The organism is Gorillibacterium terrae (assembly GCF_051594785.1).
Taxonomy (GTDB): Bacteria; Bacillota; Bacilli; order Paenibacillales; family NBRC-103111; genus Gorillibacterium.
In genome coordinates this window covers 1-26,629 of sequence record NZ_JBPPGI010000012.1, presented here as the reverse complement: position 1 = coordinate 26,629, position 26,629 = coordinate 1, and the positions used below count along the sequence as shown (strand labels likewise).

The 26,629-nt window shown below is 60.0% G+C and carries 24 protein-coding genes and 1 pseudogene; 16 read left to right on the top strand and 9 right to left on the bottom strand.

Annotation, left to right across the window (positions count from 1 at the left end; all coding sequences use genetic code 11):
* Window positions 1–137: 137 nt before the first annotated feature.
* The gene (gene secA, locus ACSEXS_RS22415; protein WP_438435471.1) at window positions 138–2,651 is read left to right on the top strand and encodes a preprotein translocase subunit SecA; all 2,514 of its coding nucleotides are present in this window, start codon (window positions 138–140) and stop codon (window positions 2,649–2,651) included.
* 133 nt (window positions 2,652–2,784) lie between these two features.
* A protein-coding gene (prfB, locus tag ACSEXS_RS22410) for a peptide chain release factor 2 (protein WP_438435470.1) occupies window positions 2,785–3,913 on the top strand; the annotation gives its coding sequence in 2 pieces (ribosomal slippage) (window positions 2,785–2,859 and window positions 2,861–3,913; 1,128 coding nt in all).
* A gap of 17 nt (window positions 3,914–3,930) precedes the next feature.
* On the opposite strand, the gene ACSEXS_RS22405 is transcribed toward prfB, so the two are convergent.
* The 4 genes from ACSEXS_RS22405 to ACSEXS_RS22390 all read right to left on the bottom strand — a co-directional run bounded on the left by ACSEXS_RS22405 (window position 3,931) and on the right by ACSEXS_RS22390 (window position 6,603).
* On the bottom strand, window positions 3,931–4,098 hold the full coding sequence (locus tag ACSEXS_RS22405; RefSeq protein WP_438435469.1) for a hypothetical protein: 168 nt from the start codon (window positions 4,096–4,098) through the stop codon (window positions 3,931–3,933).
* A gap of 35 nt (window positions 4,099–4,133) precedes the next feature.
* A complete protein-coding gene (locus ACSEXS_RS22400) occupies window positions 4,134–4,847 on the bottom strand; it encodes a DUF975 family protein (protein WP_438435468.1) in 714 nt (237 codons plus the stop codon).
* Window positions 4,848–4,900: 53 nt separating this feature from the next.
* Window positions 4,901–5,683 (bottom strand): DUF975 family protein, encoded by a 783-nt coding sequence (locus ACSEXS_RS22395; RefSeq protein ID WP_438435467.1) that lies wholly within the window; start codon window positions 5,681–5,683, stop codon window positions 4,901–4,903.
* 104 nt (window positions 5,684–5,787) lie between these two features.
* Entirely contained in the window at window positions 5,788–6,603 is an 816-nt protein-coding gene (locus ACSEXS_RS22390; RefSeq protein WP_438435466.1) for a polysaccharide deacetylase family protein, read from the bottom strand.
* A 158-nt stretch (window positions 6,604–6,761) separates the two neighbouring features.
* Here ACSEXS_RS22390 and ACSEXS_RS22385 point away from each other — a divergent pair, with 158 nt between their 5' ends.
* The 12 genes from ACSEXS_RS22385 to ACSEXS_RS22330 all read left to right on the top strand — a co-directional run bounded on the left by ACSEXS_RS22385 (window position 6,762) and on the right by ACSEXS_RS22330 (window position 21,039).
* A complete protein-coding gene (locus ACSEXS_RS22385; RefSeq protein ID WP_438435465.1) occupies window positions 6,762–7,568 on the top strand; it encodes a divergent polysaccharide deacetylase family protein in 807 nt (268 codons plus the stop codon).
* A 170-nt stretch (window positions 7,569–7,738) separates the two neighbouring features.
* Entirely contained in the window at window positions 7,739–8,788 is a 1,050-nt protein-coding gene (gene argC, locus ACSEXS_RS22380; protein ID WP_438435464.1) for an N-acetyl-gamma-glutamyl-phosphate reductase, read from the top strand.
* Window positions 8,789–8,813: 25 nt separating this feature from the next.
* Window positions 8,814–10,061 (top strand): bifunctional glutamate N-acetyltransferase/amino-acid acetyltransferase ArgJ, encoded by a 1,248-nt coding sequence (argJ, locus tag ACSEXS_RS22375; protein WP_438435484.1) that lies wholly within the window; start codon window positions 8,814–8,816, stop codon window positions 10,059–10,061.
* 23 nt (window positions 10,062–10,084) lie between these two features.
* Window positions 10,085–10,891, top strand: coding sequence for an acetylglutamate kinase (argB, locus tag ACSEXS_RS22370; RefSeq protein ID WP_438435463.1), 807 nt, complete (start codon window positions 10,085–10,087; stop codon window positions 10,889–10,891).
* A gap of 26 nt (window positions 10,892–10,917) precedes the next feature.
* Window positions 10,918–12,111 carry an acetylornithine transaminase gene (gene argD / locus ACSEXS_RS22365; protein WP_438435462.1) on the top strand — a complete coding sequence of 398 codons (1,194 nt, stop codon included), beginning with the start codon at window positions 10,918–10,920 and terminating at the stop codon, window positions 12,109–12,111.
* 32 nt (window positions 12,112–12,143) lie between these two features.
* Complete coding sequence (gene argF / locus ACSEXS_RS22360) at window positions 12,144–13,094, top strand: ornithine carbamoyltransferase (RefSeq protein WP_438435461.1); 951 nt, start codon at window positions 12,144–12,146, stop codon at window positions 13,092–13,094.
* 57 nt (window positions 13,095–13,151) lie between these two features.
* On the top strand, window positions 13,152–14,396 hold the full coding sequence (locus ACSEXS_RS22355) for an argininosuccinate synthase (RefSeq protein ID WP_438435460.1): 1,245 nt from the start codon (window positions 13,152–13,154) through the stop codon (window positions 14,394–14,396).
* A 180-nt stretch (window positions 14,397–14,576) separates the two neighbouring features.
* A complete protein-coding gene (gene argH / locus ACSEXS_RS22350) occupies window positions 14,577–15,983 on the top strand; it encodes an argininosuccinate lyase (protein WP_438435459.1) in 1,407 nt (468 codons plus the stop codon).
* Window positions 15,984–16,580: 597 nt separating this feature from the next.
* On the top strand, window positions 16,581–17,267 hold the full coding sequence (ftsE, locus tag ACSEXS_RS22345; protein WP_438435458.1) for a cell division ATP-binding protein FtsE: 687 nt from the start codon (window positions 16,581–16,583) through the stop codon (window positions 17,265–17,267).
* Window positions 17,257–18,162 (top strand): permease-like cell division protein FtsX, encoded by a 906-nt coding sequence (ftsX, locus tag ACSEXS_RS22340; RefSeq protein WP_438435457.1) that lies wholly within the window; start codon window positions 17,257–17,259, stop codon window positions 18,160–18,162. The genes ftsE and ftsX overlap by 11 nt, the downstream gene beginning before the upstream one ends.
* A 9-nt stretch (window positions 18,163–18,171) precedes the next feature.
* Window positions 18,172–19,458, top strand: coding sequence for a murein hydrolase activator EnvC family protein (locus ACSEXS_RS22335; protein ID WP_438435456.1), 1,287 nt, complete (start codon window positions 18,172–18,174; stop codon window positions 19,456–19,458).
* Between the two features lie 72 nt (window positions 19,459–19,530).
* Complete coding sequence (locus tag ACSEXS_RS22330; RefSeq protein WP_438435455.1) at window positions 19,531–21,039, top strand: S41 family peptidase; 1,509 nt, start codon at window positions 19,531–19,533, stop codon at window positions 21,037–21,039.
* An 81-nt stretch (window positions 21,040–21,120) separates the two neighbouring features.
* Here ACSEXS_RS22330 and ACSEXS_RS22325 read toward each other — a convergent pair whose 3' ends face one another.
* Window positions 21,121–22,155 carry an HAAS signaling domain-containing protein gene (locus ACSEXS_RS22325; RefSeq protein ID WP_438435454.1) on the bottom strand — a complete coding sequence of 345 codons (1,035 nt, stop codon included), beginning with the start codon at window positions 22,153–22,155 and terminating at the stop codon, window positions 21,121–21,123.
* Window positions 22,148–22,495: a PadR family transcriptional regulator gene (locus ACSEXS_RS22320; RefSeq protein WP_438435453.1), complete on the bottom strand. Its 348-nt coding sequence runs from the start codon at window positions 22,493–22,495 to the stop codon at window positions 22,148–22,150. Before ACSEXS_RS22320 ends, ACSEXS_RS22325 begins: the two co-directional genes overlap by 8 nt.
* Before the next feature lie 189 nt (window positions 22,496–22,684).
* On the opposite strand from ACSEXS_RS22320, the gene ACSEXS_RS22315 reads away from it, so the two are divergent.
* Window positions 22,685–23,968 carry a PDZ domain-containing protein gene (locus ACSEXS_RS22315; protein WP_438435452.1) on the top strand — a complete coding sequence of 428 codons (1,284 nt, stop codon included), beginning with the start codon at window positions 22,685–22,687 and terminating at the stop codon, window positions 23,966–23,968.
* Between the two features lie 19 nt (window positions 23,969–23,987).
* Here ACSEXS_RS22315 and ACSEXS_RS22310 read toward each other — a convergent pair whose 3' ends face one another.
* Genes ACSEXS_RS22310 through ACSEXS_RS22300 form a run of 3 tightly spaced genes read right to left on the bottom strand, consistent with a single transcriptional unit; the run spans window position 23,988 to window position 25,945 of the window.
* Window positions 23,988–25,184, bottom strand: coding sequence for a macrolide family glycosyltransferase (locus ACSEXS_RS22310; RefSeq protein WP_438435451.1), 1,197 nt, complete (start codon window positions 25,182–25,184; stop codon window positions 23,988–23,990).
* Window positions 25,185–25,193: 9 nt separating this feature from the next.
* Window positions 25,194–25,364, bottom strand: coding sequence for a hypothetical protein (locus ACSEXS_RS22305; RefSeq protein ID WP_438435450.1), 171 nt, complete (start codon window positions 25,362–25,364; stop codon window positions 25,194–25,196).
* Complete coding sequence (locus ACSEXS_RS22300; RefSeq protein WP_438435449.1) at window positions 25,361–25,945, bottom strand: TetR/AcrR family transcriptional regulator; 585 nt, start codon at window positions 25,943–25,945, stop codon at window positions 25,361–25,363. The genes ACSEXS_RS22305 and ACSEXS_RS22300 overlap by 4 nt, the downstream gene beginning before the upstream one ends.
* Window positions 25,946–26,168: 223 nt before the next feature.
* Between ACSEXS_RS22300 and ACSEXS_RS22295 the strand changes: the two are divergent.
* Window positions 26,169–26,629, top strand: a pseudogene (locus ACSEXS_RS22295) (hypothetical protein); the annotation flags it as partial.

Below are 26,629 nucleotides of genomic sequence, written 5' to 3'. Positions count from 1 at the left end.
CGTTTTTTCAGGGAGCCCGACGGGCTTTCCGATGTTCGCTTAGGGGACCAGTCGGCCGGATCGGCGCATAGAAGGCTGCTCGCCCGTGTGGGATGCGGTGCACAGCCATTTTTGCATTAGTGAAAGGGGTACGTCCCATGTTGGGAATGGTTAAGAAGATGTTCGGCGATCAGAACGAGCGCGACATCAAGAAGATGATGAAGACGGTGGAGCGGATCAACGCGCTTGAGCCCCAGTTCGAGAAGCTCACCGATGACGAGCTTCGGGCCAAAACCGAAGAATACAAGAAGCGGCACGCGGACGGGGAGACGCTCGACGCGCTTCTGCCGGAGGCGTTTGCCACCGTGCGCGAAGCTTCCAAACGCACCTTGGGCATGAGGCATTTTGACGTGCAGATGATCGGGGGCATGGTCCTCCACGAAGGCAAGATCTCCGAGATGAAGACCGGTGAAGGGAAGACGCTGGTCGCTACCCTTCCTTTATATCTGAACGCCATCACCGGCAAGGGCGTTCACCTGATTACCGTCAACGATTACCTCGCCACCGTGGGCGCCGAGCAGATGGGCAAGATCTACAATTTCCTCGGCCTTACCGTCGGCTTGAACCTTCATAACATGGACCACAGCGAGAAGCAGGCCGCTTATGCCTGCGACATCACCTACGGAACGAACAACGAATTCGGCTTCGACTACCTGCGCGACAACATGGTGCTGTACACCGAGCAGATGGTGCAGCGCCCGCTGTACTATGCCATCGTCGACGAAGTCGACTCGATTCTCATCGACGAAGCCCGGACGCCGCTGATCATTTCCGGCCAAGCCGCCAAGTCGACGGAGCTCTATACGGCCGCCGACCGATTCGTCAGCCGCTTGAAGGCGGAAACCGACTACACGGTCGACGTGAAGCTGAAGAGCGTCATGCTGACCGAGGAAGGCGTAGCGAAGGCGGAGAAGATGTTCGGCGTGGACAACCTGTACGACCATGCCCACGTGACGCTGAACCACCACATCACCCAGGCCCTGAAGGCACATGTCATCATGCACCGCGACCAGGATTACGTCGTCCAGGATGAGGAAGTTATCATCGTCGACGAATTCACCGGCCGTCTGATGACCGGACGTCGCTACAGCGAAGGCCTGCATCAAGCGATCGAAGCCAAGGAAGGCCTGAAGGTGCAGAACGAGAGCATGACGCTCGCCACCATCACCTTCCAGAACTACTTCCGCATGTACCGCAAGCTGGCCGGTATGACCGGTACGGCCAAGACGGAAGAAGAGGAATTCAAGAAGATCTACGGCCTGGACGTCGTCGTCGTGCCGACGAACAAGCCGATGATCCGCAAGGATATGCCGGACATCGTCTACAAGTCGGTCGCCAGCAAGTTCCGTGCAGTCGTGAACGAGATCGTCGAGCGGCATAAGAACAACCAGCCGGTTCTCGTCGGTACGATTTCCATCGAGAACTCCGAGCTGTTGTCGGACATGCTGAAGAAGAAGGGCGTCAAGCACCAGGTGCTGAACGCCAAGTTCCACCGCGAGGAAGCGGAGATCGTGTCTCTGGCCGGCCAGCCGGGCGCGGTAACGATTGCGACCAACATGGCGGGCCGCGGGACTGACATTCTGCTCGGCCAGGGTGTGCCCGAGCTCGGCGGTCTGCATATCATAGGGACGGAACGGCATGAGAGCCGCCGGATCGACAACCAACTGCGCGGACGCGCGGGACGCCAGGGCGACCCCGGTTCGTCGCAATTCTATATCTCCCTCGAGGATGAATTGATGCGCCGGTTCGGCGCAGAAAACATCATGGGGATGATGGAGCGCTTCGGCTTCGAGGAAGATCAGCCGATCGAGAGCAAACTCGTGTCGCGCGCCATCGAATCGGCCCAGAAGCGCGTCGAAGGCAACAACTTCGACGTCCGGAAGGTCGTGCTTCAATACGACGACGTCATGAACCAGCAGCGCAACGTCATCTACAAGCAGCGCCGCGACGTCATCGAATCGGACAATATCCGCGGCATCGTCGAAGGCATGCTGTTCCCGGTGCTGGAGCGCGCGGTTCAGTCGCACTGCCCGGCGGACCAGATTCCGGAAGAATGGGATTACGAGGGCTTGATCAAGTACGTTCACGCCACGTTCCTGCCGGAAGGCACGATCAGCCGCGACGATCTGTGGGGCAAAGAACCGGAAGAGATGATCGAACAGCTCAAGGAGAAGATCACCGCCCTTTACAACGAGCGCGAGGAAATGATCGGCGTCGAGCATATGCGCGAGTTTGAAAAGGTGGTTGTCCTGCGGGCCGTCGACAGCAAGTGGATGGACCACATCGATGCCATGGACCAGCTCCGTCAGGGGATTCACCTGCGCGCTTACGGCGGTACCGACCCGCTGCGCGAATATCAGTTCGAAGGCTTCGAAATGTTCAACGAGATGGTCGAGAGCGTGCAGGAGGAAGTGGCGCTCTATATCATGAAAGCCCAGGTCGAAGTGAACAACCTGGAGCGCCAGGCGGTGGCCGAAGGCCAAGCCGTCGATCCGAGCGGGGAACCCGCCGAGAAGCGCCCGATGAAGCGCGACGACAACAAGGTCGGCCGCAACGATCCGTGCCCCTGCGGCAGCGGCAAGAAATACAAGCATTGCCACGGGCAGGCTTGAAGCACTGAACCGACCGAAGAGGGAAACGGATTCCGGGACAGGAAAGGATAGCCTTCCGAGGCTTATCCGATCCTGTTTCTTTATCGAAACGAAGAGAGCCGCCCGGACCGCGGCGGCAAAAGGAGAGATACCGATGTTCGATATTGTAGACGTTAAGCAAGACCTGCGCGAGGTTGCAGGCCGACTTCATGCCCTTAGGGGGTCTCTTTGACTTAGATCTGAAGAAAGAGCAGATCGCCGATTTTGAAGTCAAAATGGCCGCACCCGATTTCTGGGACGACAATGAGAAGGCGCAGAAGGTCATCGCCGAGATGAACGCCGTCAAGTCGGCTGCTTCCGAGTTTGAGGAGCTTCAGGCCGAGTATGACGACCTCGCGACGATGGTTGAGCTAATCGAGGAAGAGCAAGACGAGAGCATGGCGGACGACCTTCGCCAAGGCACCAAGGCGCTCGTCTCCAAGCTGGAGGCCTACGAGCTTCAGCAGCTGCTGAACCAGCCGTACGACAAGCTGAATGCGATTCTCGAGCTTCACCCCGGCGCGGGCGGCACGGAATCGCAGGATTGGGCCGATCTGCTGCTGCGCATGTACCGCCGCTGGGCGGAGAAGCGCGGCTTTAAGGTGGAAGTGCTCGATTACCTGCCCGGCGATGAAGCGGGTGTGAAGAGTGTCACCCTGCTGATCAAGGGGTACAATGCCTACGGCTACCTGAAGGTGGAGAAAGGCGTGCACCGGCTCGTCCGCGTCTCTCCGTTCGACGCCGCCGGCCGCCGTCATACGTCCTTCGTCTCCTGCGACGTGGTGCCGGAAATCGACGACACGATTGACATCGAGATCCGTTCCGAGGATCTCAAGGTCGACACCTACCGCTCCAGCGGCGCGGGCGGTCAGCACATCAACACCACCGACTCCGCAGTGCGGATTACGCACATGCCGACCGGCATCGTGGTGTCGTGCCAGACCGAGCGCTCGCAGATCAAGAACCGCGAGCGGGCGATGACGATGCTGCGCTCCAAGCTCTACGAGCGCCGGATCGAGGAGCAGAAGAAGGAGCTTGCCGAGATCCGCGGCGTGCAATCGGACATTGCTTGGGGCAGCCAGATTCGCTCGTACGTCTTCCATCCGTACAGCATGGTCAAGGACCACCGCACCGGAGCTGAGACGGGGAATGTGGGAGCCGTCATGGACGGCGAGATCGACTTCCTGATCGATGCGGCCCTGCGCGGCGAAATGAACAAGAACCCGGACAGCGACCGGGAGTAATGCGCAAGTCCTCAAGCTCAACGAATCGCCATACCGGAGGATGCAAACTGTCCTCCGATATGGCTTTTATTATTTTTCTCCAGCCCAAACGAACAGAAGGAATAAGGCGGCGCCACCGGGAAGCGAATGAATAAAGCTCCCTTTGGGTGGGGGGCGGGAAAAAGAAAAGACCAGATCGCCGCCATGCGACGTCTGGTCCCCTTGCAGAAGTTCGCTTCGCTTACGTTAAGTTATCGGCGGGGGGCTTGTTCGCCTCATAGAAGGCAGCCGTGGCCGCGGTCATGTAGGGAATCAGCCAGAGCATCCCGATCCCGAAGGTAAGAATGGCGAGCAAGATCCAGCCAAAGAACGACAGCTCCAGAACGAGCAGCTTCCACGCCTTGCCTTTCATCATCCGCCAGCTAGCTTTTACCGCTTTCCAGCCGCGCAGCTCGGGATGATCCCGTAACAGGAAGACGGTCATACTGGTTTTGAGTCCGATGAACAAGGAAGGAAGCAGGATGAGGAAAAAGGTGATCAACAGAAAGCCGCCGACGATGCCCTCCAGCTCGGTGTATTGGATCTCCTGATAAGGGAGAACGCCGTACAGGGCGAAGAGCAGCACCGTCCCCGGCAGCATGGCCAGAACGACCACGAGCACTTGAACGATCCCCGTCAGGATGACCGGGACAAAGGAGCGGAAGCCGTCAAACAGGGTGGAGAAGGTAGCCTTTTCACCGCGGACCAAGGTGAGAAAAGTCCAGCTCGCGCCGACCGTCAGCAGAAAGCTGATGATCCAGCTCAAGATCTCCGTGAGAGCGAGCAGGTGGCCGCTGGTGTTGCGGAGCAAATAGGAGACGACGCCGGCAAACAAGGTGATGCCTACCGCGAGCCCCCAATGCCCGTGCAGGGAGTCAAATGCTTTTTGCCGATAATCTCGGGAACGCCATTGCATGAATCGGTTTCACCTCGAGGAGCGGCTCTCAGGGAGCTGCTGACTTTATGTACTTATACGGATGGAGTGAGCTCCGGTTGCGTCGGGTCTGTCCCCAGCGGACGCGGATAGGCCGAGACCCGGATCGTGTCTTGATAAAAGGCGGCCATCGCTGTTCCGACGTAAGGAATGAGCCAGAGGAGCCCAACGAGGAGAGTAGGAACACAGGCCAGCAGCCAGCCGTAAAAGGTCAGAAGCAGCAGGAACAGGCGCAAGGTCCGCCCCTTCATCATCCGCCAGCTAGTGACGAGAGTGGTCCATCCCGAAGCATGGGGGCGATCCTTCAACAATAACAAGGCCATGCTCAGTCGCAGGACAACCAACTGACCCGGAATCGAGCATAACAGGTAGTGGAGGTAATACAGCAGGGTGTAGCGGTTCTCGGGGAGGCCCCAATTAACGAAAGCGACGATCTTTCCTGTGTAGAGGGAAAGCAAGACCGTTCCCGGCAGCTCGGCAATAAGCTTGGCGATAGCGAGAAGAATCCCTACCACGAGGATCGCCCAGACCCGGCGTGCCTTGGAGTACGGACGCGAATCGCCCGGAGAAGTAAGAGGATGTGCATCGGAGACCGAAATGCTTTCCTTCTGACGAATCAACGACAGAGACTTCCAGAGTCCTTCCAGAACGGTTAAATAGAGAAAGGCGCAATAGACAAGAAAAAACCATTTTTGGTGTTTCATTCCAATCGTCAACAGACCGATTCCAGCCAGAAAAAATACGGTCATTCCTACAGCGCGACGCCAATTCCCCTGCAAAGAATCGAGTGCGCTTTTGCGGTAAGCGGATAAGGGCATTCCAAAAACCTCCGGAACGAATCATCCTTCCAAATGGTATCATACCAGAAAATTCCGGAACGAATTGGAGAAAAATTCCGTACAACCAATCCGGCAGGCTCTAATCAATGGCCCACCGTTTTGGACTCTTTATGGGTCAACAGCTCGGAGACCGTGACGAACCGGTAACCCCGCTTCGACAGCTCCGGGAGAATCCGCTGCAGCGCCGCGAGGGTCTGGCTTTTGCCCTCGACGTGGTCGTGGAACAGGATGATGTCGCCATTGCGCGCATTGGTCAGCACCTTGCGGATGATCTTCTCCGTACCGGGGCGATTCCAATCCTCGGTGTCCTGGTGCCACGACCAGAGCACCGTTTTGCAGCCGGCCCGCTTGGCTCCGTCGACCACCGCCTGGCCGTAATAGCCGCCGGGAGGCCGAAACAGCACCGGCTTGCGCCCGGTGGCCCGCAGGACGGCTTCATCCGTGCGCTTGATCTCGGAGGAGAGCAGCTCCTGGGTTATCGGCCGGTTGAAATAGCGGTGAGTGTAAGTGTGGTTGGCGATCTCATGTCCCTCCAGGACCTCGCGGGCGGCGAGCTCCGGGTATTGATCGACTTTGCGGCCGAGGACGAAAAACGTCGCTTTTGCCTGATATTGGTTCAGCAGATCGAGGATCGGCGGAGTCTCTTCCGGGTCGGGCCCGTCGTCGAAGGTGAGGGCGATCAGCTTCTCAGCCATCGGGACCTCCCAGACGATATCCCCTCTCGCTTCATAATAATCGCGGCCTCGGGCCGGTGCGGAAGCGGCCTGGACCGACGAAGGCAGCCCGGACCGGAACGGAGGGGAGACCAGGTCCGCTGCGGAAGGGAAGAGCTGCAAGGCGATCAGCGCGGAAACCACCCGCAGCACTCGGCGGGAACGGGTGAAAGCGTCAGATTTCATCGGAAGAGACCCCCTTGTGGCATTCTAATCAAACGAAGCACTAGCATACCGCGTTTGGATCGGATCTATGCTATGCGAAATTTCCCAGCCATTCGAATTCCGCTTTTGGCAAAGCTAAACCCATACGGCAGGAAGCCAAGCGGAAGGAGAAGACAGCAATGAACCGATTTTGTAGAACCCTCGCGGCGGCCGTTCTGATCGGCCTGGGCTCAACCCTTACGGCAGGCGCCACGCCGGCCGCAATCCAGGGAAGCGGACCGGGGGCGGAAGCTTCGACGGGAAAAGCCGTGGCGATCGTCATCGACGATTTTGGCAACCGGATGGGCGGCACGGAGCAGATGATGAATTTACCATTCCCCATAACGGTGGCGGTCATGCCGTTTTTGGCGACTTCGGAGCAGGATGCGGAAGAGGCGTATTATAAGGGCCATGAGGTGATCGTGCATATGCCGATGGAGCCGTTCACCGGACGGAAAAGCTGGTTGGGTCCGGGGGCCATCACCTGCGATTTGAGCGACCAAGAAATTCAGGACCGGGTCCGCTCGGCCATCGACCACGTTCCCCACGCCGTCGGAATAAGCAATCACATGGGGTCGAAAGCGACATCGGACGAACGGGTGATGCGAAATGTACTGGCCGTCTGCAAGGAGCGAAACCTGTATTTTCTCGACAGTCACACCAATTACCGCAGCATCGCCGGCCGGACGGCTCGGGACATGGGGGTGGCCAGCACCGACAACGAGCTGTTCCTGGACGACATCAAGGAATCGGCGGCGATTGGCAAGCAGCTGCGGAAGCTCGGCGAGCTGGTGGACAAGCACGGAACGGCCATCGCCATCGGCCATGTGGGAGCGGGCGGGAAGAAGACGGCGGAAGCGGTCAAGCAAGCTCCCGGACTGATGCCTGGCGTGCGCTTCCTGAAGATGTCGGAGATGCTTCAGACACGCGGGGCGGGACAACGGTGAGAACCGATGCATGCATAGCAACAGCCCTTTCATTCCGTCGGGATGAAGGGGCTGTATGCTTTTTTCGGCGCAGAAGGCACAGTCTTGAAAAATAGCATTGAATTATCATACATCAAAACGTATAATAATACATATGTTTTTGGGACGGAAACGGGAAGGGAGAGAGGCGGATGGAGAAACAAATCAGAGCGGCCGTGGTAGGCGCAACCGGATACGGAGGGGTGGAGCTGATCCGAATTCTGCTGCGGCATCCTTATGCCGAGCTGACGTCGGTCGTCTCGTCTTCCTCCGTGGGAGCTTCTCTCGCGGATAGCTTCCCGCATCTTGCCGGGATTGCGGATTGGGCGCTCGAAGCGATCGACCCGGTTCGCATCGCCGAGCGGGCGGATGTGGTTTTTACCGCAACTCCGCATGGGGTCAGCAGCGCGCTGGTGCCGGAGCTGTTGGCGGCGGGCCTTAAGGTCATTGACCTTTCCGGGGATCTTCGGCTGAAGGACGGGAGCGTCTATCAAGCCTGGTACGGCAAGGAGCCCGCGGCCGACGCTTATCTGCAGGAGGCGGTCTATGGACTCGCCGAGGTATTCGGCGCGGAGGCGGCGGGGAAACGGCTGATCGCAAACCCCGGCTGTTACCCGACGGCGACGCTTCTCGGCCTGATCCCGGCCGTGCAGGCGGGGTGGATCGATCCCGACAGCCTGATCATCGACGCCAAGTCCGGCGTGTCCGGTGCCGGACGGGGCTTAGCGCTGTCCTCTCACTTCTCGGAAATAAACGATAACCTGAAGCCTTATAAAATCGGCAAGCATCAGCACACACCGGAGATCGAGCAGGCGCTTGGGCGGGCGGCCGGACGCGAGGTGCGGGTGACCTTCACGCCGCATCTGGCCCCTATGACGCGGGGGATTCTCAGCACGATCTACGGTACGCTCACCGACAAGCGGTCGGCGGAGGATTTTATCGCCGCGTATCGAAGCTACTATGAAGGCAGACCGTTCGTCCGCATTCGTCCGTTGGGACAGTGGCCCGCCACCAAGGAGGTGGCCGGCTCCAATTATTGCGACATCGGCTTCGCGGTGGATGAGCGCACCCGGCGGGTGACGATCGTCTCGGCCATCGACAATCTGGTTAAGGGGGCTGCCGGTCAAGCCGTGCAGAACCTGAACCTGATGATGGGCTGGGAGGAGACGGCGGGCCTGGAATTCTCGCCGCTTTATCCGTAATCTACAGGAATTTATTGTGATGGGAATGGGGCTGACCGCTATGAATCATTCGTTTGTCCTCTTGGACGAAGGCAATCTGACCACGCCGAAGGGCTTTCAGGCCGGCGGCCTGCACTGCGGTCTCAAGAAGACCGAGCGCCGGGACCTGGGTCTCCTCTATTGCGAAGTTCCGGCGGCCGCTGCCGCCGTGTATACCTTGAACGTCTTCCAGGCCGCTCCGCTGCAGGTGACGCGCGACAGCATCGCGGCGAACGCCGGCAAGCTCCAAGCGCTGGTGGTCAACAGCGGCAACGCCAACGCATGCACCGGCGAACAGGGAGCGGCCGACGCCCGGGCGATGCGCAAGCTCGCCGCCGATGCCTTCGGCATCGCCGAGACGCTGGTGGGGGTGGCTTCCACCGGCGTCATCGGCGAGAACCTGCCGATGGAGAAGGTGGAGCGCGGCATCGCCGGCCTGCCGACCGCGCTGGCGAAGGCGGAGAACGGCGGCGATGATTTCTGCGAGGCGATCATGACGACCGATCTCGTGCAGAAGTCGGTCTGCGTCCGCGTCGAGACGGCCGCCGGTCCCGTGCATATCGCCGGAGCCGCCAAGGGCTCCGGGATGATTCACCCGAACATGGCGACCATGCTCGGCTTCATCACCACGGACGCTCCGGTGACGAGCGCCGATCTTCAGAGCCTGCTGGCGGAAGCGACGGACGCTTCCTTCAACATGATTACCGTGGACGGAGACACGTCCACCAACGATATGGTGGTGGCCCTGGCGAGCGGCCTCGCCGGAGGCGGCGGGCTTCATCCCGGCCACCCCGATTGGAAGGCCTTCGCCGAGGGCTTTCGCCATGTGGCCCGGCACTTGGCCCGGGCGATCGCCCGCGACGGAGAAGGAGCGACGAAGCTGGTCGAGGTCAACGTAACCGGGGCCGTGAGCGAAACGGCCGCGCGGGCGATCGCCAAGACCGTGGTCGGCTCCAGCCTCGTGAAGTCGGCCTGCTTCGGCGCGGATGCCAACTGGGGACGGATCGTGGCCGCGGTCGGCCGCGCCGGCCAGCCGGTCAACCCGGATACCGTCGACGTCCGGCTGGGCGACTTTCTCGTGCTGAAGGGCTCGCGGCCGATTCCCTTCGACGACCCGGCCGCGACCGAATACCTCAAGACGGCGGACGAGGTCCGCATCGACGTTGAGCTGCATATGGGCGGCGCCCGGGCCACGGCCTGGGGCTGCGACCTGACCTACGAATACGTCCGCATCAATGCGGCGTATCGCACCTGACCGATAGAGGAGGCGGCGAACGGATGAGCGAGACGGGCGAACGGAGCTTTGTCATCAAATGCGGCGGCAGCACCCTGGCGGCGCTGCCGGATTCCTTCTATGCCGAGCTGCGGCTTCTCCGGGAGGAGGGCTGGTCGCCGGTTATCGTCCACGGCGGCGGTCCGGCGATCAACGACACGCTAACCAAGCTGGGCATCGAAAGCCGCTTCGAAGGCGGGCTGCGCGTGACCAGCGAAGAAGTGCTGGATGTTGTGGAGATGGTGCTGTCCGGCGCCATCAACAAGCAGGTGGTCCGCCGGCTCCAGGCGGCCGGGGCTCCCGCGGTCGGCCTCTCCGGCGTGGACGGCGGGCTGATCGAGGCGGTGCCCGTGGAGAACGCCGACCGCATCGGACTCGTAGGCGAGGTCGCCCACGTGAACGGCACATTGTTGAATGGAATCCTAACGCTAGGCTATATTCCCGTCGTCTCGCCGGTCGGGCTGGATTTCCAGGGCGCGGGACGCTATAACATCAATGCGGACACCGCGGCGGGAGCGGTCGCTTCCGCCATCGGCGCCGGCCGGTTGATCGTGGTGACCGACGTTCCCGGCATCCTCCGCGAGACAGAGCGGGGACGGGAGACGGTTCCCGTGATCACCGAAGAAGAGATCCGCGCCATGATCGCGTCCGGCGCGATCTACGGCGGCATGATTCCCAAGGTGGAGGCGGCGCTCGCCTGCCTGCACGGGCAAGTCCGCGAGGTCGTCATCGTCGACGGCTCCGTTCCCGGCATCCTGCGCCACACGCTGCTGGTCGGCGACACCGGGACGCGAATCGTCAAATCATTATAAATCATTATCATGAAGGAGTGAGAAGGATGGCTGAATCCGCAAGCGCCCTGTTTTCCACTTATGCCCGGTTTCCCATTACCCTGGTGAAAGGCGAAGGCACGAAGCTGTACGACGACACCGGAAAGGAGTACCTCGACTTCATGTCGGGACTCGCGGTGACCAGCCTCGGGCATGCTCCGCAGGCGGTCAAGGAGCGGCTTACCGCCCAGTTGGATGAGCTGTGGCACTGCAGCAACCTGTTCAGCCAGCCGAACCAGGAGAAGCTGGCCGGGCTGCTCACCGAGCACAGCTCGGCGGACGCCGTCTTCTTCTGCAACAGCGGCGCCGAAGCCAACGAGGCGGCGATCAAGCTGGCCCGGCGCTACCACTCCAAGGTGCTCGGCACCGGGAAGTACCAGATCATCACCTTCCAGCAATCCTTCCACGGCCGTACGCTCGCGACCCTGACGGCGACGGGGCAGGACAAGGTCAAGGACGGCTACGCTCCGCTGCCGGAAGGCTTCGTGCATGCGCCGTTCAATGACGCGGCGGCGCTCGAAGGCTACATCACGGCGGAGACCTGCGCGATCATGCTGGAGATGATTCAGGCGGAGGGCGGCGTGCTGGAGGCCGACCCGGCCTTCGTGCAGGAGATCGTCCGCCTCTGCGAGAAGCATGGGCTGCTGCTCATCGTCGACGAGGTGCAAACCGGAATGGGGCGCACGGGCAAGCTGTTCGCCCATCAGCATTACGGCATCGAGCCGGATATCTTCACGCTGGCGAAGGCGCTCGGCAGCGGCTTCCCGATCGGCGCGATGCTCGGCAAGGAGAAGCTGAAGGCCGCCTTCACGCCGGGCAGCCACGCCAGCACCTTCGGCGGCACGCCGATCGCAGCGGCCGCAGCCATCGCCACGGTCGAGACGATGCTGGCGGAGAAGCTGCCGGAGCGCGCGGCCGAGCTGGGCGACTACCTGCTCGGCAAGCTGCATGAGAGCCTGGACGGCAACGGCTACGTGTTGGCAATTCGCGGCAAGGGATTGATCATCGGCATCGAATGCGCCGGACCGGTGGCGGGGGATATCGCGGCCATCCATCAGCAGGGACTCCTCGTGGTCTCGGCCGGCCCGAACGTGATCCGGCTTCTGCCCTCGCTCATCATTACCGAGGACGACATCGACCGGGCGGTCGCGATCATCGCGGGCGTGCTGGCCGGCCGCAAGCCGGTGGGCAGCGGCGTTTAACAGTTTAGGGATAAAGGAGCGGACGAACGCGGATGATAGCCCATGACCTGCACGCCCTCGGCATGAAGGGACGAGATTTCCTCGGCCTGGCGGACTATACGCCGAAGGAGATCCGGCAGCTGATCGATCTGGGGATCGAGCTGAAGAAATTCAACCAGGCCGGAGAAGCCTTCCGGCCGCTCGCCGGCAAGACGCTCGGCATGATCTTTGAAAAATCCTCGACGCGGACCCGGGTTTCGTTCGAGGTGGGGATGTACCAGCTCGGCGGCCACGCGCTGTTTCTGTCGCGGAACGACCTGCAGATCGGTCGCGGGGAGATCATCTCCGACACGGCCGGAGTGCTGTCGCGCTACCTGGACGGCATTATGATTCGCACATTCGGCCATCAGATCCTGGTCGACCTGGCGCAGCATGCTTCGATTCCGGTCATCAACGCCCTGACCGATTATTCGCATCCATGCCAGGCGCTGGCCGATTACATGACCGTGCTGGAGCACAAGGGACGGCTCGATGGGCTTAAAATCGCCTATATCGGCGACGGCAACAACATGGCGCATTCGCTCATGATCGGCGGAGCCAAGCTCGGCCTGCACGTCGCCGTCGCTTCGCCGGAAGGCTATCAGCCCGACGCAGGCGTTCAGGAACAGACCCGGCGGATCGCCGCGGAGACGGGCGGTTCGCTGCTCGTGACCGGCGATGCCCGCGAAGCGATCGCGGACGCGGATGTCGTGTACACCGACGTCTGGGCGAGCATGGGCTTCGAGGAAGAACAGAAGATCCGCGAGCGGGCCTTCGCCGACTTCCAGGTGAACGAGGAGCTGACGGAGCTGGCGAAGCCGGATTACGTGTTCCTGCACTGCCTGCCGGCCCACCGCGGCGAAGAGGTAACCTCGGGCGTGATCGACAGCAAGCACTCGATTATTTTTGACGAAGCGGAGAACCGGCTGCACGCCCAGAAGGCGATTCTGGCAGCCTTGATGTAGAATTAATGTAAAATAGAAGAGACCGACTCGATTCAGGAAAAGGAGCGAATGAACGGCATGGCGAAGGAAAAAATCGTGCTGGCGTATTCCGGAGGGCTGGACACCTCCGTAATCCTGGCGTGGCTAAAGGAAACGTACGATGCGGAGATCATCACCTTCACGGCCGACATCGGCCAGGAGGATGAGCTGGACGGCCTGGAGGAAAAAGCGATCAAGACCGGAGCGTCCAAAGCGTATATCGACGATCTGACCAAGGAGTTCGCTTCCGACTTCATCTACCCGATGTTCCAGTCGGGCGCCCTGTACGAAGGGCAGTACCTGCTCGGGACCAGCATCGCCCGGCCGCTGATCACGAAGCGGATGGTCGAGATCGCCCGCGCCGAGGGCGCGACCGCCATCGCCCACGGGGCGACCGGCAAGGGCAACGATCAGGTGCGCTTCGAGCTGACGGCGGCGGCGCTTGCGCCCGAGCTGAAGGTGATCGCTCCCTGGCGGCTGGAGGAGTTCCGCGCCCAGTTCCCGGGGCGGGCGGAGATGATCGCCTACGCCGAGAAGCAGGGCATCCAGGTGTCGGCGACGGCGGCCAAGCCGTATTCGACCGACCGCAATCTGCTGCACATCAGCTTCGAGAGCGGCATTCTCGAGGACCCGTGGTTCGACGCGAGCGCGGAAGCGAACAAGGACATGTTCGTGCTGAGCGTGTCGCCGGAGGACGCGCCGGATGAGCCCGAATACATCGAGCTCGATTTCGTTCAGGGCGATGTCGTCGCCGTGAACGGAGAGAAGCTCTCTCCGCTCGAAGTGATGCAGACGCTGAACAAGCTGGGCGGCAAGCATGGCATCGGCCGGGTCGACATGGTCGAGAACCGGTTCGTCGGCATGAAGAGCCGCGGCGTCTACGAGACGCCGGGCGGGACGATCCTCTTCACGGCCCACCGCAAGATGGAGTCGCTGACCATGGACCGCGAGGTCATGCACCTGCGCGATTCGCTGATTCCGAAGTATGCGGAGCTGGTCTACAACGGCTTCTGGTTTGCTCCGGAACGGATCGCCTTGCAGGCGCTCGTCGCCGAGAGCCAGAAGAACGTCAGCGGCACCGTCCGGCTGAAGCTCTACAAGGGCAACGTCATCGGCGCGGGCGTGAAGAGCCCCGTCAGCCTGTACAACCCGAACATCGCCACGATGGAAGCCGATCCGACTCAGGCGTACGACCAAGGAGATGCCGCCGGCTTCATCCGGCTGAATGCCCTGCGCCTGAAGGTGGCTTCCGGCGTCGAGCAGAACGCCAAGGAGAACCAATAAAGTCGGGAGAGCCGGCGGGAAGACGGCCATTGCGAACGTATAACCGCCGATTAACCGATTCGGCCGGCTGAACGCCGTTTCGGAGAAATGAACCGACGCCGGCGACGGAATCAATCAAAACCAACCGGGCTCCCGCGCAGCAAGCGCCGGGAGCCTGCTTGAGGAAATGAGGGAATGCACGTGTCCAAGCTGTGGGGAGGACGTTTTACCAAACCGACCAACCAGTTGGTGGAGGAATACACCGCGTCGATTCTGTTCGACAAGGAGCTGGCCGAGGAGGACATCCAGGGAAGCCTGGCGCATGTGAAGATGCTGGGCCGCTCCGGCATCATTCCGGAGGCGGATGCCGCCGTTATCGCCGAGGGCTTGACCAAGGTGCTGGCCAAGATCAAGGCCGGCGAGCTGGCCTTCTCGGTGGGCGACGAGGACATCCACATGAACATCGAGAAGGCGTTGATCGCCGAGATCGGTCCGGTCGGCGGCAAGCTGCACACCGGCCGCAGCCGCAACGACCAGGTGGCGACCGACATGCACCTGTACCTGCGCAAGCGGACGGTGGAGATTGCCGGTCTCCTGCACAAGCTGCAGGAGGCGCTGCTCGCCCAGGCGGAAGCGAACCTCGACACGATCCTGCCGGGGTACACCCACCTTCAGCGCGCCCAGCCGATCCTGCTCGCGCACCATCTGCTCGCGTACGTGTCCATGCTGGAGCGTGACATCGGCCGCTTCCGGGACAGCTACAAGCGCGTGAACGTGCTGCCGCTGGGAGCGGGCGCCCTGGCCGGGACCACCTTTCCCATCGACCGCCACTTCGTCGCCGAGCAGCTCGGCTTCGACGGCGTCTACGAGAACAGCCTCGACGCCGTCAGCGACCGCGATTTCATCGTCGAGTTCCTCGCCAACTCATCGCTCGTCATGGCCCACCTCTCCCGCCTCTGCGAAGAGCTGGTGCTCTGGTCGAGCACCGAGTTCGGCTTCATCGAGCTGGACGATGCCTTCTGCACCGGCAGCAGCATCATGCCGCAGAAGAAGAACCCGGACGTGCCCGAGCTCGTCCGCGGCAAGACGGGACGGGTGTACGGCCATCTGATCGGCCTGCTCACCGTATTGAAGGCCCTGCCGCTCGCCTACAACAAGGACATGCAGGAGGATAAGGAAGGAATGTTTGACACCGTCCGCACCCTGGAGGGGGCGCTGCAGCTCTTCGCGCCGATGATCGCGACGATGAAGGTGCGCACGGAACGGATGCGCCAGGCGGTGAATCGGGATTTCTCCAACGCCACCGACATCGCCGATTACCTGGTCACCAAGGGGCTACCGTTCCGCCAGGCGCATGAGGTGATCGGCCGGCTCGTGCTGTACGGCATCGAGCACGACAAATTCCTGCTCGACCTCACACTCGCCGAATTCCGCGAATTCTCCGAGCTGTTCGACGAGAACATCTTCGAGGTGCTGCAGCCGGAGCATGTCGTGAACGCGCGCAACGTCTACGGCGGCACGGCCCGCACTCAGGTGGAGGCGGCGCTTGGCCGCGCCAGGCAGAACGCGGCCGCCACGGCCGAGTGGATGGCCGGCTTTGACCGGTAAGCCGCCTGAACGATCCGTCGCCGGTTTCGGTCGGCGGCCCGGCGAGAACGCCCGGCCGATCCGCCGCATTCTGCCGATAACGACGAACCCAAAAAGCGAATCGCCCGACGAGGGCGGTTCGCTTTTTGGTCCATAATGTCTGCCGGCGAAGCTTGCGATCGCGTAGCTCCGATCGGCTAGTCCGCAGGGCGAAAATCTCGACTTTTCCTTCGCAAGAACGATAGAGTTTAAGCCCGTCGATTCGGCAACAATGTTTGGACTTTTCAGAGAATTCGACGCCGAAATCGCCGTTTTGCCTTGTCGCGGGCTTTTTCCTCCTGTACAATAAGACTCGTGTCTCGCGAATCGGGCATGCCGTCAGACGCGTTTCTTTCCCGTGCGCAGCCTTCATCTCCGTTCATCCGCTCCCGATTCCGCCTTCCATTCGCGCATTCTGCGAGACTCGCCCCTTCGTCCGCCGCCATCCGCGCAAGCCCCTAGGGCGTAAGCCGATTTGCGAATTCCGTGAAAAAATAGGGGAGTTTCTCCTGACGCCCGGAGGAATTTGACCGCAATTGTCGAAGTTGTTAGGGCTTACTAGTGACAGGAAGTGATGATGTGATCGAAATGCACGACGTTTGGAAGACCTATCCGGACGGCACCGAAGCCATCCGGGGGATCAACCTCAAAGTCGACGCCAACGAATTTGTCTATGTCGTCGGGCCCTCGGGAGCCGGCAAATCGACGTTCATGAAGATGATATATCGCGAGGAGAAGCCGTCCAAGGGCACGATCTTCGTCAACGGCTTCAACCTCGGCAAGCTCAAGCCGCGCAAAATTCCCTATGTACGCCGCAACATCGGAGTCATTTTCCAGGATTTCCGCCTGCTGCCCAAGCTCACCGTCGCCGAAAATGTCGCCTTCGCGCTCGAAGTCATCGAAGCGCCGAAGCGGCTCATCAAGAAGCGGACGCTGGAGGTGCTGGACCTGGTTCATCTGCGGGACAAGGTCGATTCCTTCCCGAATCAGCTATCCGGCGGCGAGCAGCAGCGCGTGGCGATCGCCCGCGCCATCGTCAATAACCCGGCCGTCATCATCGCGGACGAGCCCACCGGCAACCTGGACCCGGATACGTCCTGGGACATCATGAAGTTGCTGGACGAGATCAATTACCGCGGCTCCACCATCATTATGGCGACGCACAACAAGGAAATCGTCAATACCCGCCGCCGCCGCGTCATTGCCATCGAGAAGGGCCAGATCGCCCGCGACCAGCAGAGGGGGGAATACGGCTATGAAGATTAGCACCCTCCGCCGGCATTTCCGGGAAGGCACCCGCAGCATGTACCGCAACGGCTGGATGACCTTCGCCTCGATCAGCTCAATTACGATTTCCCTGTTCATCCTGGGCCTGTTTCTCATGCTCGGGATCAACGTCAACGATATGTCGAAGCAGTTGGAAAGCCAGGTTGAAATCAAGGTCTATTTGCAGTTGAAGACGCCTGCGGACGTGCGGGCGGACATTCAGTCCAAAATTCAGGCAATGCCGGAAGTGAAAAAGGTTCGGTTCGTGTCCAAGGAGGAAGGTCTCGCCGCCATGCGCGAGACGCTGAATGACCCGCTAAAGGGGTATGACGGCGAGGACAACCCGCTGCCCGACAGCTTCTCCGTCGAAGTCAAGGAACCCCGCACCGTGCAGAGCGTCACGGAACGGATCCAGAAGCTCAATGACGGCCGGGACACGCCGCCGATCGAAGAGGTCAAGTACGGCAAGGATACGGTCGACTCGCTGTTCAAGGTGACCCGGGTCGTCCGCAACATCGGCATCGTGTTTGTGGTTGCCCTTGTTTTTACCTCCATGTTCCTCATCTCAAACACGATCAAGCTGACGATTCTCGCCCGCAACCGGGAGATCCGGATCATGAAGCTGGTCGGGGCGACGAACGGCTTTATCCGCTGGCCGTTCTTTATCGAGGGAGCGCTGATTGGCTTCCAGGGAGCGCTGATTCCTGCGGCCATCCTCACGTACGGTTATCACCTCGCGCTCGAATTCTTCGAGCCGGGGATGAGCACGCTCATGCTGAAAATGTCGCCTTTTAACGAAACGGTATACCCGATTGCCATCCTCCTGATGGTCATCGGCCTTGTAATCGGCATCTGGGGTAGCACGCTGTCGGTTCGCAAATTCTTGAAAGTGTAGGAGGACGGGATGTTGAAACGGAACCTGACCACTTGGATCGCGATCAGCCTGACGGCGTCGCTCCTGATTCAGCCGATGACCGCCACCGCCGGAGCCAAGGAAGACATTGCGAAGCAGCTGCAGCAGCTTCGCAAGCAGGAGCAGCAGACCGCCGCGCAGCAGAAGGCGGCCGAGAAGAAAGCCTCTACCCTTAACCAGCAGAAGCAGCAGAAGGTCGTCTCGCTGAACGAGCTTGAGGCCGATATCAAGACGCAGGGAAACAAGCTGACCAAGCTGGAAACGCAGATTACCGAGACCAGCCTGAAGCTCCAGGAGACGGGGGATAAGCTGGAGGAAGCCGAGAAGCGGGTGGCCAACCGTGACACGCTGTTCAAATCCCGCCTCCGCATGATGTATAAGAAGGGGTCGGTTTCGTACCTGGACGTGCTGCTCAGCGCCACGAGCTTCTCCGATTTCATCGACCGCTTTGATTCGATCAAGGCGCTCGTCGCCCAGGACAAGAAGATTCTGGCGGAGAACAAGCGGGACCGCAACGAGATCGCGGCCATGAAAAAGGACGTTGAGGCGAAGCTGACCGAAGTGAAGGGCCTGTACGCCGACGCCGAGGACCTTAAGGCTTCCTTGCAGGATAAGGAAAAGCGGGTGAAGGCGGTCATCGCCAGCCTCTCGCAGGAGCAGGCGGAGCAAGAGGACATCAGCGAAGATGCCGAAGCCAGCCTGATCGCGCTGGCCAAGCAGAAGCAGACCCTCTATACCCAGCAAAAGGAGATTCTCGCCAAGGAAGCGGCTGAGAAGCGGCGCAAGGAAGCGGAGGAGAAGCGGCGCCGAGAGGCGGAAGCCGCCAAGGCCGCTGTCGGCAACAAGGGCGGAGGCACGTCCACGGCAGCCAGCGAGCACCACGGCAAGTTCCTCTGGCCGGTGCCGGCGAGCAATACGATCAGCTCGACCTTCGGTTACCGGATCGACCCGATCGCCGGAGTCCGCAAGCTGCACAAGGGAACCGACATCGCCGCGCCGCGGGGATCGAAAATTCTCGCGGCCGATGACGGCACGGTGCTGATCGCGTCCTGGGTGAACGGATACGGCAACTGCATCGTCATCGACCACGGCGGCGGGTATTGGACCTGGTACGGGCATATCATGGAAGGCGGGATTTACGTCAGCGAAGGGGAGAACGTCAAACGCGGCCAAGTGATTGCCGGCGTTGGCAACACGGGAGACTCGACCGGGAACCATCTGCACTTCGAGGTGCGCATCAACGAGGTTCCGGTCGATTCACTGCCCTACATTCAATAGAGATACTAAACCGGATGGGCTTGACATATACTGAACAAGCAGTCAGGCCCGTTTAAGGTGGTGGAGGTTTCCATGACATTCAAAGGTCGTTCGGTACTTGCTCTCGTGCTGCTGGCGCTACTTGCCGGCAGCCTTTTCACAATGGCGGCGACGGGCTCTCCTCTATGGGAGAAAAGCCCGTCTTCGGCTTCCCAGTCGGGTGCCGGCAAGCCCGGCGCAACCCCGTCCGCTTCCGGCCCCCAGGCCAGTCCTGCCGACGACGGCAAGCTGAGCGGCAGGGAATTGGACAAGGTGGAGAAGACCTACGAGCTGATCGAGTCCAACTATCTCAGCAAGGTCGATAAGGATAAGGTCGTGGACGGGGCAATTCACGGCATGCTGGAGGCGCTCGACGATCCGTACACGACCTATATGGATCAAGAGGAAGCCCAGCAATTTGCCGAGACGATCAACTCGTCCTTCCAAGGGATCGGCGCGGAATGCTCGCTGGTGGACGGAGTGGTGGTCGTCACCGCCCCGATTAAAGGTTCACCCGCCGAAAAGGCCGGCATCCGCAGCGGCGACGCCATTCTCTCCGTCAACGGCGAGAAGCTGGACGGCTTGACGCTCAATCAGGCGGTCATGAAGATCCGTGGGCCAAAGGGCACCCAGGTGAAGCTGTCGATCCGTAAAGTCGGCTCCACGGCTCCCCAGGAGCTCGTGCTGGTGCGCGACGATATTCCGCTGGAAACTGTCTACGCGGAGATGGTGACGGATACGATCGGCAAGATCGAGATCAGCCAGTTCTCGACCGATACGGCCGAGCGGTTTACGGAAGAGCTCAACGGCCTGGAAAAGAAGGGCATGAAGGGCCTGATCATCGACGTGCGGGACGACCCCGGCGGCCTGCTCGATTGCGTGCTCGACATCGCCGAGCACTTCGTTCCGAAGGGCAAGACGGTGCTGCAGGTCGAGGACCGCGACGGCAAGCGCAGCAGCGAGGCGGCCAAGGGCAAGTACCCGGTTAAGACGTACCCCGTCACCGTTCTCATCAACGGCGGCAGTGCCAGCGCGTCGGAAATCCTGGCCGGGATCGTCAAGGAAGCCGTCGGCGGTCAGCTTGTCGGCGAGAAATCGTTCGGCAAAGGCACCGTTCAGGTTACCTACGAGAAGGAAATGGGCGACGGCAGCAACATCAAGATGACGATCATGAAATGGCTCACCCCGAACGGCAACTGGATTCACAAGAAGGGCATCGAGCCGGACGTCAAGGTCGAGCAGCCGGCCGTGTACAACCTGACGGCCTTCTCCAAGGAGAAGACGCTGAAGGCCGATACGGTGGGCGACGAGGTGAAGAAGCTCCAGGTCATGCTGGCCGCTCTCGGTTACGCCGCCGACCGCCAGGACGGGTATTTCAGCAAAGCCACGGCGGAGAAGGTCAAGGCGTACCAGACCGCCAAGAAGCTCCCGGTTACGGGAGAGGCGGACGCCAAGACCCTGACCAGCTTGGAGGAGTCGGTCACGACGATGCTCCGCGACCCGAAGAATGACGCACAGCTGAACGCCGCCATCGCCGCAACGAAGAGCCGGATTGGCAAGTAAAGCCCAGCGACGCCATCACACAATTGAAGAGGCCTTTCCCATCGCGAGACAATCGCGCGGGAAAGGCCTTTTTTGTTGGTGCTAGACATGGAGCTGATGGCTGCCGCTCCAAGTCCGCTTGATGGCCTTGGCGCATCCCAGAAACGCGCTCACGACGATTGCCGCGGTAAAGAGAGCGATCACGGCAGTCGTTCCTTCCATCCCCATAAAGCTCGCTGAACTCCCATCGCCCCAATCCACGTTTTGCAGGTAGGCGGTAAATTCGGAACTGAACAGATCCGAACGGTGGACCAGGTAGATCAGAATGCCCATGTTGATCAGCTTGCTGACGATGACGGCGCCGCAAACGAGTGGAGTCCATTTGCGTTGGATCATTTTGCTCAGGGAGGCCAAGATTCCGAAGGCAGCCATAATCAGGATGGCGGGGATACAGCTATGGAGGAACGAGGAGCTGAACAGGGTGGTAATCTGTGTGTCTCCGCTGCGAAGAAGGAATACAAGCGGGATGCTTCCCGTACAGACCAGGATAGCCAGAGCGGAGAACACAGCGATCAATGCCAGTTGGGTGACGCTGTCCGACCAGGCGATTCGGCCCTTTTCATCCGGCAGCGCCTTCGGCAACTCCTCGATGCTCCATTCCGATTTCTTATTGCCTTTGGACCTGCCGCCGGCCCTTTCGGCAATGACAAAGCCGATCGTCGTCCACACCAGCGCTTGAAAAGCGGCAGCAAAGGCCGCGGTAATGCCCTTGGAAACCGCATGGCTGGCCAAAGACGCCCAATCCACCGCCGTATCCTGAATGGCATCCATGGCTCCCAGGGCGGTGCCGATGACCAGTCCCAAGCCGCCGACCAGCGGCAGGATGCTTTTAAGCGCGCGTACATAGGTTTCATAGACAGGCGGAGACATCAGATAGCGGGGGGTTTGCCGGTATTTCTCCGCCAGCGCCGCAGGCGATCCCAGCTTGCTCAGAACGGCCGCCACCTCCTGTTCGTCCGCCTCATCGGACAGCATGTCGTAAATATTCGATTTCAATTCCCGGCTGACGTCCTCCCGCTCCTTCTCCGGCAATTGGCGGATCACCTCATACACATAACGCTCAATCAGATTATCCATGCCCGTCGTCCTCTCCGCATATCGAATTAAGGTTCACCTGCATCTTCTTCCATTCTTTCAGCAGCGCTTGGTAGACGTCTTTGCCGTATTCGTTTAAGGTATAGTATTTTCGCGGGCGGCTCTCGCTGGTATCCCAATCGCTCACAAGCAGGCCTTGACTCTCCAGCCGGCGTAAAAGGGGGTAGAGGGTATTGGCCTCAATCTCGATATGCTTCTCCTGCATGGTCTGAAGCAGGGCGTATCCATAGTGCGCTTGCTTCAGGCAGCCCAGAACCGCCAAGGTCAAGCTGCCCCGGCGAAGCTCGGTAATCAAGCTTTGGAGCTGATCGTTTTCCGGCATTCCATCACCTCTCCGTCATTATACTGTGTGACACACAATAATATCAAGATTAATTTAGTGGATGATCAACAATGTCCCAGAATCGGAATGGTTAAAAAATGGAAAGGGGACGAATCGTGAAGGATTCCGTTCTTCCGCGTCGAAAAGGAAGGGAGACGAATCCATCTCAAAAAAAGGAGACAGCGTATCATGAATGGAACCGAAGAGCTTTTCCACCGGCTTCTTGCCGCCCTCGGCAGGCTGGCGCTGAACCCCTTTTATTACATAAGCATTCTCTTCGTGGTGATCCAGTATCGCCGTCACATCATCCTGGAGCGGAAGTTCTTCGCCAGCCGGCTGCATTCCCTGGGGCAGGAAACCTGGCGGACCGTCGTCTGGGGACTCGCCGCCGGCGTCATCGCTTCCCTGGTGCTTGCGGGAACGGGCATCCGGCTCGAGCCGGGAACCGTCGTCCTCCTCTGGGGACTGACCCTCGGTCTCCTGTTCCTGCGCGTGCGCTTCCTCTGCCTCGCCTACTCCGCCGGGCTGCTCGGCCTGCTCCACCTGATCCTGCCCCAGCTCCCCGGCTGGGGCAGTCACTCCGGCTACGACTGGTTCTATCGGGCGATCGACGGCGTCGATGTCCCGTCCCTGTTCGTGCTCGTCGCCGTGCTGCATCTCCTGGAGGCCGGGCTCATCCTCCTGCAGGGCGACCGGCTGGCCACGCCGCTGTTCATTGAGAGCAAGCGCGGCAAGATCGTCGGCAGCTATCAGCTGCAAGGCTTCTGGCCGGTGCCGCTGTTCCTGCTCGCGCCGGTGGCGAGCGGAGGAGTCGGCCTGCCGTGGGAGCCGCTGCTCGCCGGCAACTGGGGCGCCGTGCAGTGGGACTTCCTCGCGTTTCCCGCGGTGATTGGCTTCACCGGCATGACCCTAAGCCGCCTGCCCCGGCCGAAGCTGCGGCAAACGGCGGGGCTTCTCACCCTGTACGGCGCGGTACTGCTCGCCGGTGCCATGCTGTCGGTCTTCTGGACGCCGTTCGGCTGGGCCGTGGCGATCCTGTCGATTCTGCTGCACGAAGCCGTTTTGGCCTACGGCGACCGGCTGGAACACAAAAGCGGCCCGTTCTATGTGAACGGACCGCGCGGGCTTACCATCCTCGCGGTGCTGCCGGGAAGTCCGGCTGAATCGGCCGGTCTCGGCGTCGGCGAGGTGCTGCACAAGGTCAACGGCATGCGCGTGCAGACCAAGGAGGAGCTGCACGAGGCGCTCCGGCTGAACTCGGCCTTCTGCAAGCTGGAGGTGCTGAACCTGGAGGGCGAGAGCAAATTCGTCAGCCGTCCGCTCTACGAGGACGAGCATCACCAGCTCGGCATCGTCATCGCGCCGGACGACGATGCGCCTTATTTTGTCGAGGAGAAGACCTTCTCCTTCCCCTCGTATGTGCGCCGCAAGTGGATGGGCGTGCTCCGGAACGAACGGCAGCAAGGCCTGTAAGGCAGAGCCTTCGCCCGCTCTATCCCCGGCTTCGCTTAGCCGATTCGACATAGGCGAGAATCCGATCCGCCGCCGCTTGGTATCCGCCCGCTTCCCGGAAGCTCGCGCGGATGGCCGCGGCGGCTTTTCGATAGCGGTCCTCGCGCAGCACGTCCTGCACGGAATCGCGGAGCGCCTGCGCCGTCGCATCTCCGGGCTTCAGCCCGATTCCCGCCCCCAGGCCGACCAGCTGCTTCGTCACCGCCGGCTGATCGTTCATCTGCGGAATGGCAACGATGGGAACGCCGCAGAAGAGCGCTTCGCTCACGCTGTTCAGCCCTCCGTGGCTGACGAAGGCGTCCGCCTTTTGCAGCACCGCGAGCTGCGGGACAGTTCGCCGGACGATGAAGTTGCCCGGAATTTCACCGAGCAGAGCGAGATCGACCTTGTTGCCTACCGACAGGACGACCTTCCCCTCCCAATCGCCGAAGGCTTCTATGCAGGTCCGGTAGAAGGCGGCATCGCCGTTGTGGATCGTTCCCATGGAAATGTAGAGCACCCGCTTGCCCTCCAGCTCGTGCAGAGGGAAATCCCCCGGATCGAGGTTGCGGTCCAGCGAAGGGCCGACAAAGGCAAAGCGGTCGTCATAAGCATCCGAATCGGGTTGAAACAGCCGCGAGGTATAGACCACCGTCAAATCCTCTTGCTTGAAGAGGAGGTCCATCAAGGTGAAGGAATCCAGCTCCCAAGCGGCGGCGGCCCGTTCCATCTCTTCGTACAGCCGGTCCAATTGGGGATGGAACCCCGGTTCGGTCATGGCGGGAGGGACGGGAAGGCGGTTCATCGCGAAGGACGTGCACGAACAGACGGCGGGAAGGCCGAGCCGTTTCGCCAGCACCCGTCCTCCTCCGAACATGGCGTCGTGGACGAGGCAGTCGAAGGAAGCTCCGGCTATTTTTTCGGTCACCAGGGGAACGATCTGCTCATCCATCTTCAGCAGAAACTCCAGGAGGGTATAGAACGGATGATCGCCGGTCGGCCGATACGAAGCCAGAAACCGGTTCAGCGGCTCCCCATACGGTTCAAAGCTCGCTCCCGCCGCCTCGATCGGGCTGCGAAATTCCTCGGTGGCCCAATAGACCACCTCTTCTCCCCGGGCAACCAGCTCCCGAACCAGAGCAAGCGTCGGATTGATATGCCCTTGCACGTTTCCGTTGACGAACAGGATCTTCCCCATGTGAATTCCTCACTTTCTCGCCATAAAAAGAATGATGGTGACCAAGCAAAGCAGCAGCGTGCCAAACGACAGAAGCGCATGAAAATTCGCATCCTTCGGACCCGGTCCCCACTTCATCCACAGTCCGCAAAGGATCGTCAGCCCGATGGCCACGATCGATAGAATCGCCAAGGCTCTCATCGCCCGCTTTCCTCCTTTCCCACAGGCTCTAGATACAGACGGATGGCCGTGTCCACCAGTTCATCCCGCTGCTTCTTGTCTTCGACATCCACGTTTGCATACTTGAAGAAATCCTCGGAGCGATAGAACACCAATTTAAAAAAGGAGGCAAGCTGATAGGCGATAATCCGGCATTCGGTTTCGTTGCGGGTAGAGCCGCAGCAGGCCCGGATGTAGGGCAGGATGTGGTACGGAGTCTCGATTTCCTTGTGCAGCAAAAGATACGGAATGGTGGGGCGGGTCAGCTCGGCGTAGGCCACGGCCATATCGGACAGCTGAATAAGGAAGCTCCGGAGCTTTTCCTGCGGCGGTGCCTCTTGCGGAATCGAATGGCCGAGCTCCTTGGCCTTCGCCGCAATGATCCGGTCGACCGCCAAGCTCATCAGCGCGTCCTTGGACGAATAATAGTAGTTGATCATCGCCAGGTTCGCGCCCGCCTCCTCGGCAATTTGCCTCGCCGTAATGCGGTGGTAATCGCCGCCGTCGGCCAGGAGCCGGATGGTGGCTTTCAGGAGCTGATCTTTGGTGGAGTCGGCGGACATGCGGAAACCCTCCGTTATTAAAAGTGTATTAAACACGTTTAATTATAATGCAGGAAAATCAAGTGTCAAGGGTGGGCGCTTATTATTACTGAATAGACCAAGTATTTGCTGCCATTTGGGTGATATTGGTATTATAAAAGGGAAAATAAAGAAGGAAAATGTAAAAACCTGTTGAATGTTATTATTGATTACACTTAAATTAGTGTTTTGGGGGGAAATTTAGTTGTTCGTTAATAAGGGATGCATTAAAAAGGTTATCTCATTTGTGTTGGCGGCATTTATATTAAGCGCTTTACTTTTTAAACCATTAGACTTACTAGCTAGCAAAATGGAACAATCAGATAACTCCAGTCAAACATCAAACTCTGTTAATGAAGTTACTTATGTTACCTATGCAATTTATGGACTAGGGACCACTGATTCGCCTTATCTTATTACTACAACTCAACAACTCTTAGACATAAAAAATAACTTATCGGCGCAATACCGATTGGAAGCGGATATTGATCTTCTTGGGCAGGCATGGTTACCCATTGGGAGTGTAAGCACACCCTTTAAAGGAATGCTAGATGGTAATGACCATGTGATCCGAAACATGAAGATAACTGGGAATGGATTTTTTGGAGTGACGGACGGAGCAATTATTAAGAACCTGGAACTAAACGGAATTGTAGTAACGGGAAA

Coding starts and splice junctions, on each gene's coding strand:
- ACSEXS_RS22355 (WP_438435460.1), top strand. CDS start 13,152: ATGGCGAAGGAAAAAATCGTGCTGGCGTATTCCGGAGGGCTGGACACC.
- ACSEXS_RS22400 (WP_438435468.1), bottom strand. CDS start 4,847: ATGCAATGGCGTTCCCGAGATTATCGGCAAAAAGCATTTGACTCCCTG.
- ACSEXS_RS22300 (WP_438435449.1), bottom strand. CDS start 25,945: ATGTCCGCCGACTCCACCAAAGATCAGCTCCTGAAAGCCACCATCCGG.
- ACSEXS_RS22310 (WP_438435451.1), bottom strand. CDS start 25,184: ATGGGGAAGATCCTGTTCGTCAACGGAAACGTGCAAGGGCATATCAAT.
- ACSEXS_RS22335 (WP_438435456.1), top strand. CDS start 18,172: ATGTTGAAACGGAACCTGACCACTTGGATCGCGATCAGCCTGACGGCG.
- argC (WP_438435464.1), top strand. CDS start 7,739: ATGGAGAAACAAATCAGAGCGGCCGTGGTAGGCGCAACCGGATACGGA.
- argD (WP_438435462.1), top strand. CDS start 10,918: ATGGCTGAATCCGCAAGCGCCCTGTTTTCCACTTATGCCCGGTTTCCC.
- secA (WP_438435471.1), top strand. CDS start 138: ATGTTGGGAATGGTTAAGAAGATGTTCGGCGATCAGAACGAGCGCGAC.
- ftsX (WP_438435457.1), top strand. CDS start 17,257: ATGAAGATTAGCACCCTCCGCCGGCATTTCCGGGAAGGCACCCGCAGC.
- ACSEXS_RS22395 (WP_438435467.1), bottom strand. CDS start 5,683: ATGCCCTTATCCGCTTACCGCAAAAGCGCACTCGATTCTTTGCAGGGG.
- ACSEXS_RS22390 (WP_438435466.1), bottom strand. CDS start 6,603: ATGAAATCTGACGCTTTCACCCGTTCCCGCCGAGTGCTGCGGGTGGTT.
- ACSEXS_RS22385 (WP_438435465.1), top strand. CDS start 6,762: ATGAACCGATTTTGTAGAACCCTCGCGGCGGCCGTTCTGATCGGCCTG.
- ACSEXS_RS22405 (WP_438435469.1), bottom strand. CDS start 4,098: ATGGCGGCGATCTGGTCTTTTCTTTTTCCCGCCCCCCACCCAAAGGGA.
- ACSEXS_RS22320 (WP_438435453.1), bottom strand. CDS start 22,495: ATGCCGGAAAACGATCAGCTCCAAAGCTTGATTACCGAGCTTCGCCGG.
- argJ (WP_438435484.1), top strand. CDS start 8,814: ATGGGGCTGACCGCTATGAATCATTCGTTTGTCCTCTTGGACGAAGGC.
- ACSEXS_RS22315 (WP_438435452.1), top strand. CDS start 22,685: ATGAATGGAACCGAAGAGCTTTTCCACCGGCTTCTTGCCGCCCTCGGC.
- ACSEXS_RS22305 (WP_438435450.1), bottom strand. CDS start 25,364: ATGAGAGCCTTGGCGATTCTATCGATCGTGGCCATCGGGCTGACGATC.
- ACSEXS_RS22325 (WP_438435454.1), bottom strand. CDS start 22,155: ATGGATAATCTGATTGAGCGTTATGTGTATGAGGTGATCCGCCAATTG.
- argB (WP_438435463.1), top strand. CDS start 10,085: ATGAGCGAGACGGGCGAACGGAGCTTTGTCATCAAATGCGGCGGCAGC.
- argF (WP_438435461.1), top strand. CDS start 12,144: ATGATAGCCCATGACCTGCACGCCCTCGGCATGAAGGGACGAGATTTC.
- ACSEXS_RS22330 (WP_438435455.1), top strand. CDS start 19,531: ATGACATTCAAAGGTCGTTCGGTACTTGCTCTCGTGCTGCTGGCGCTA.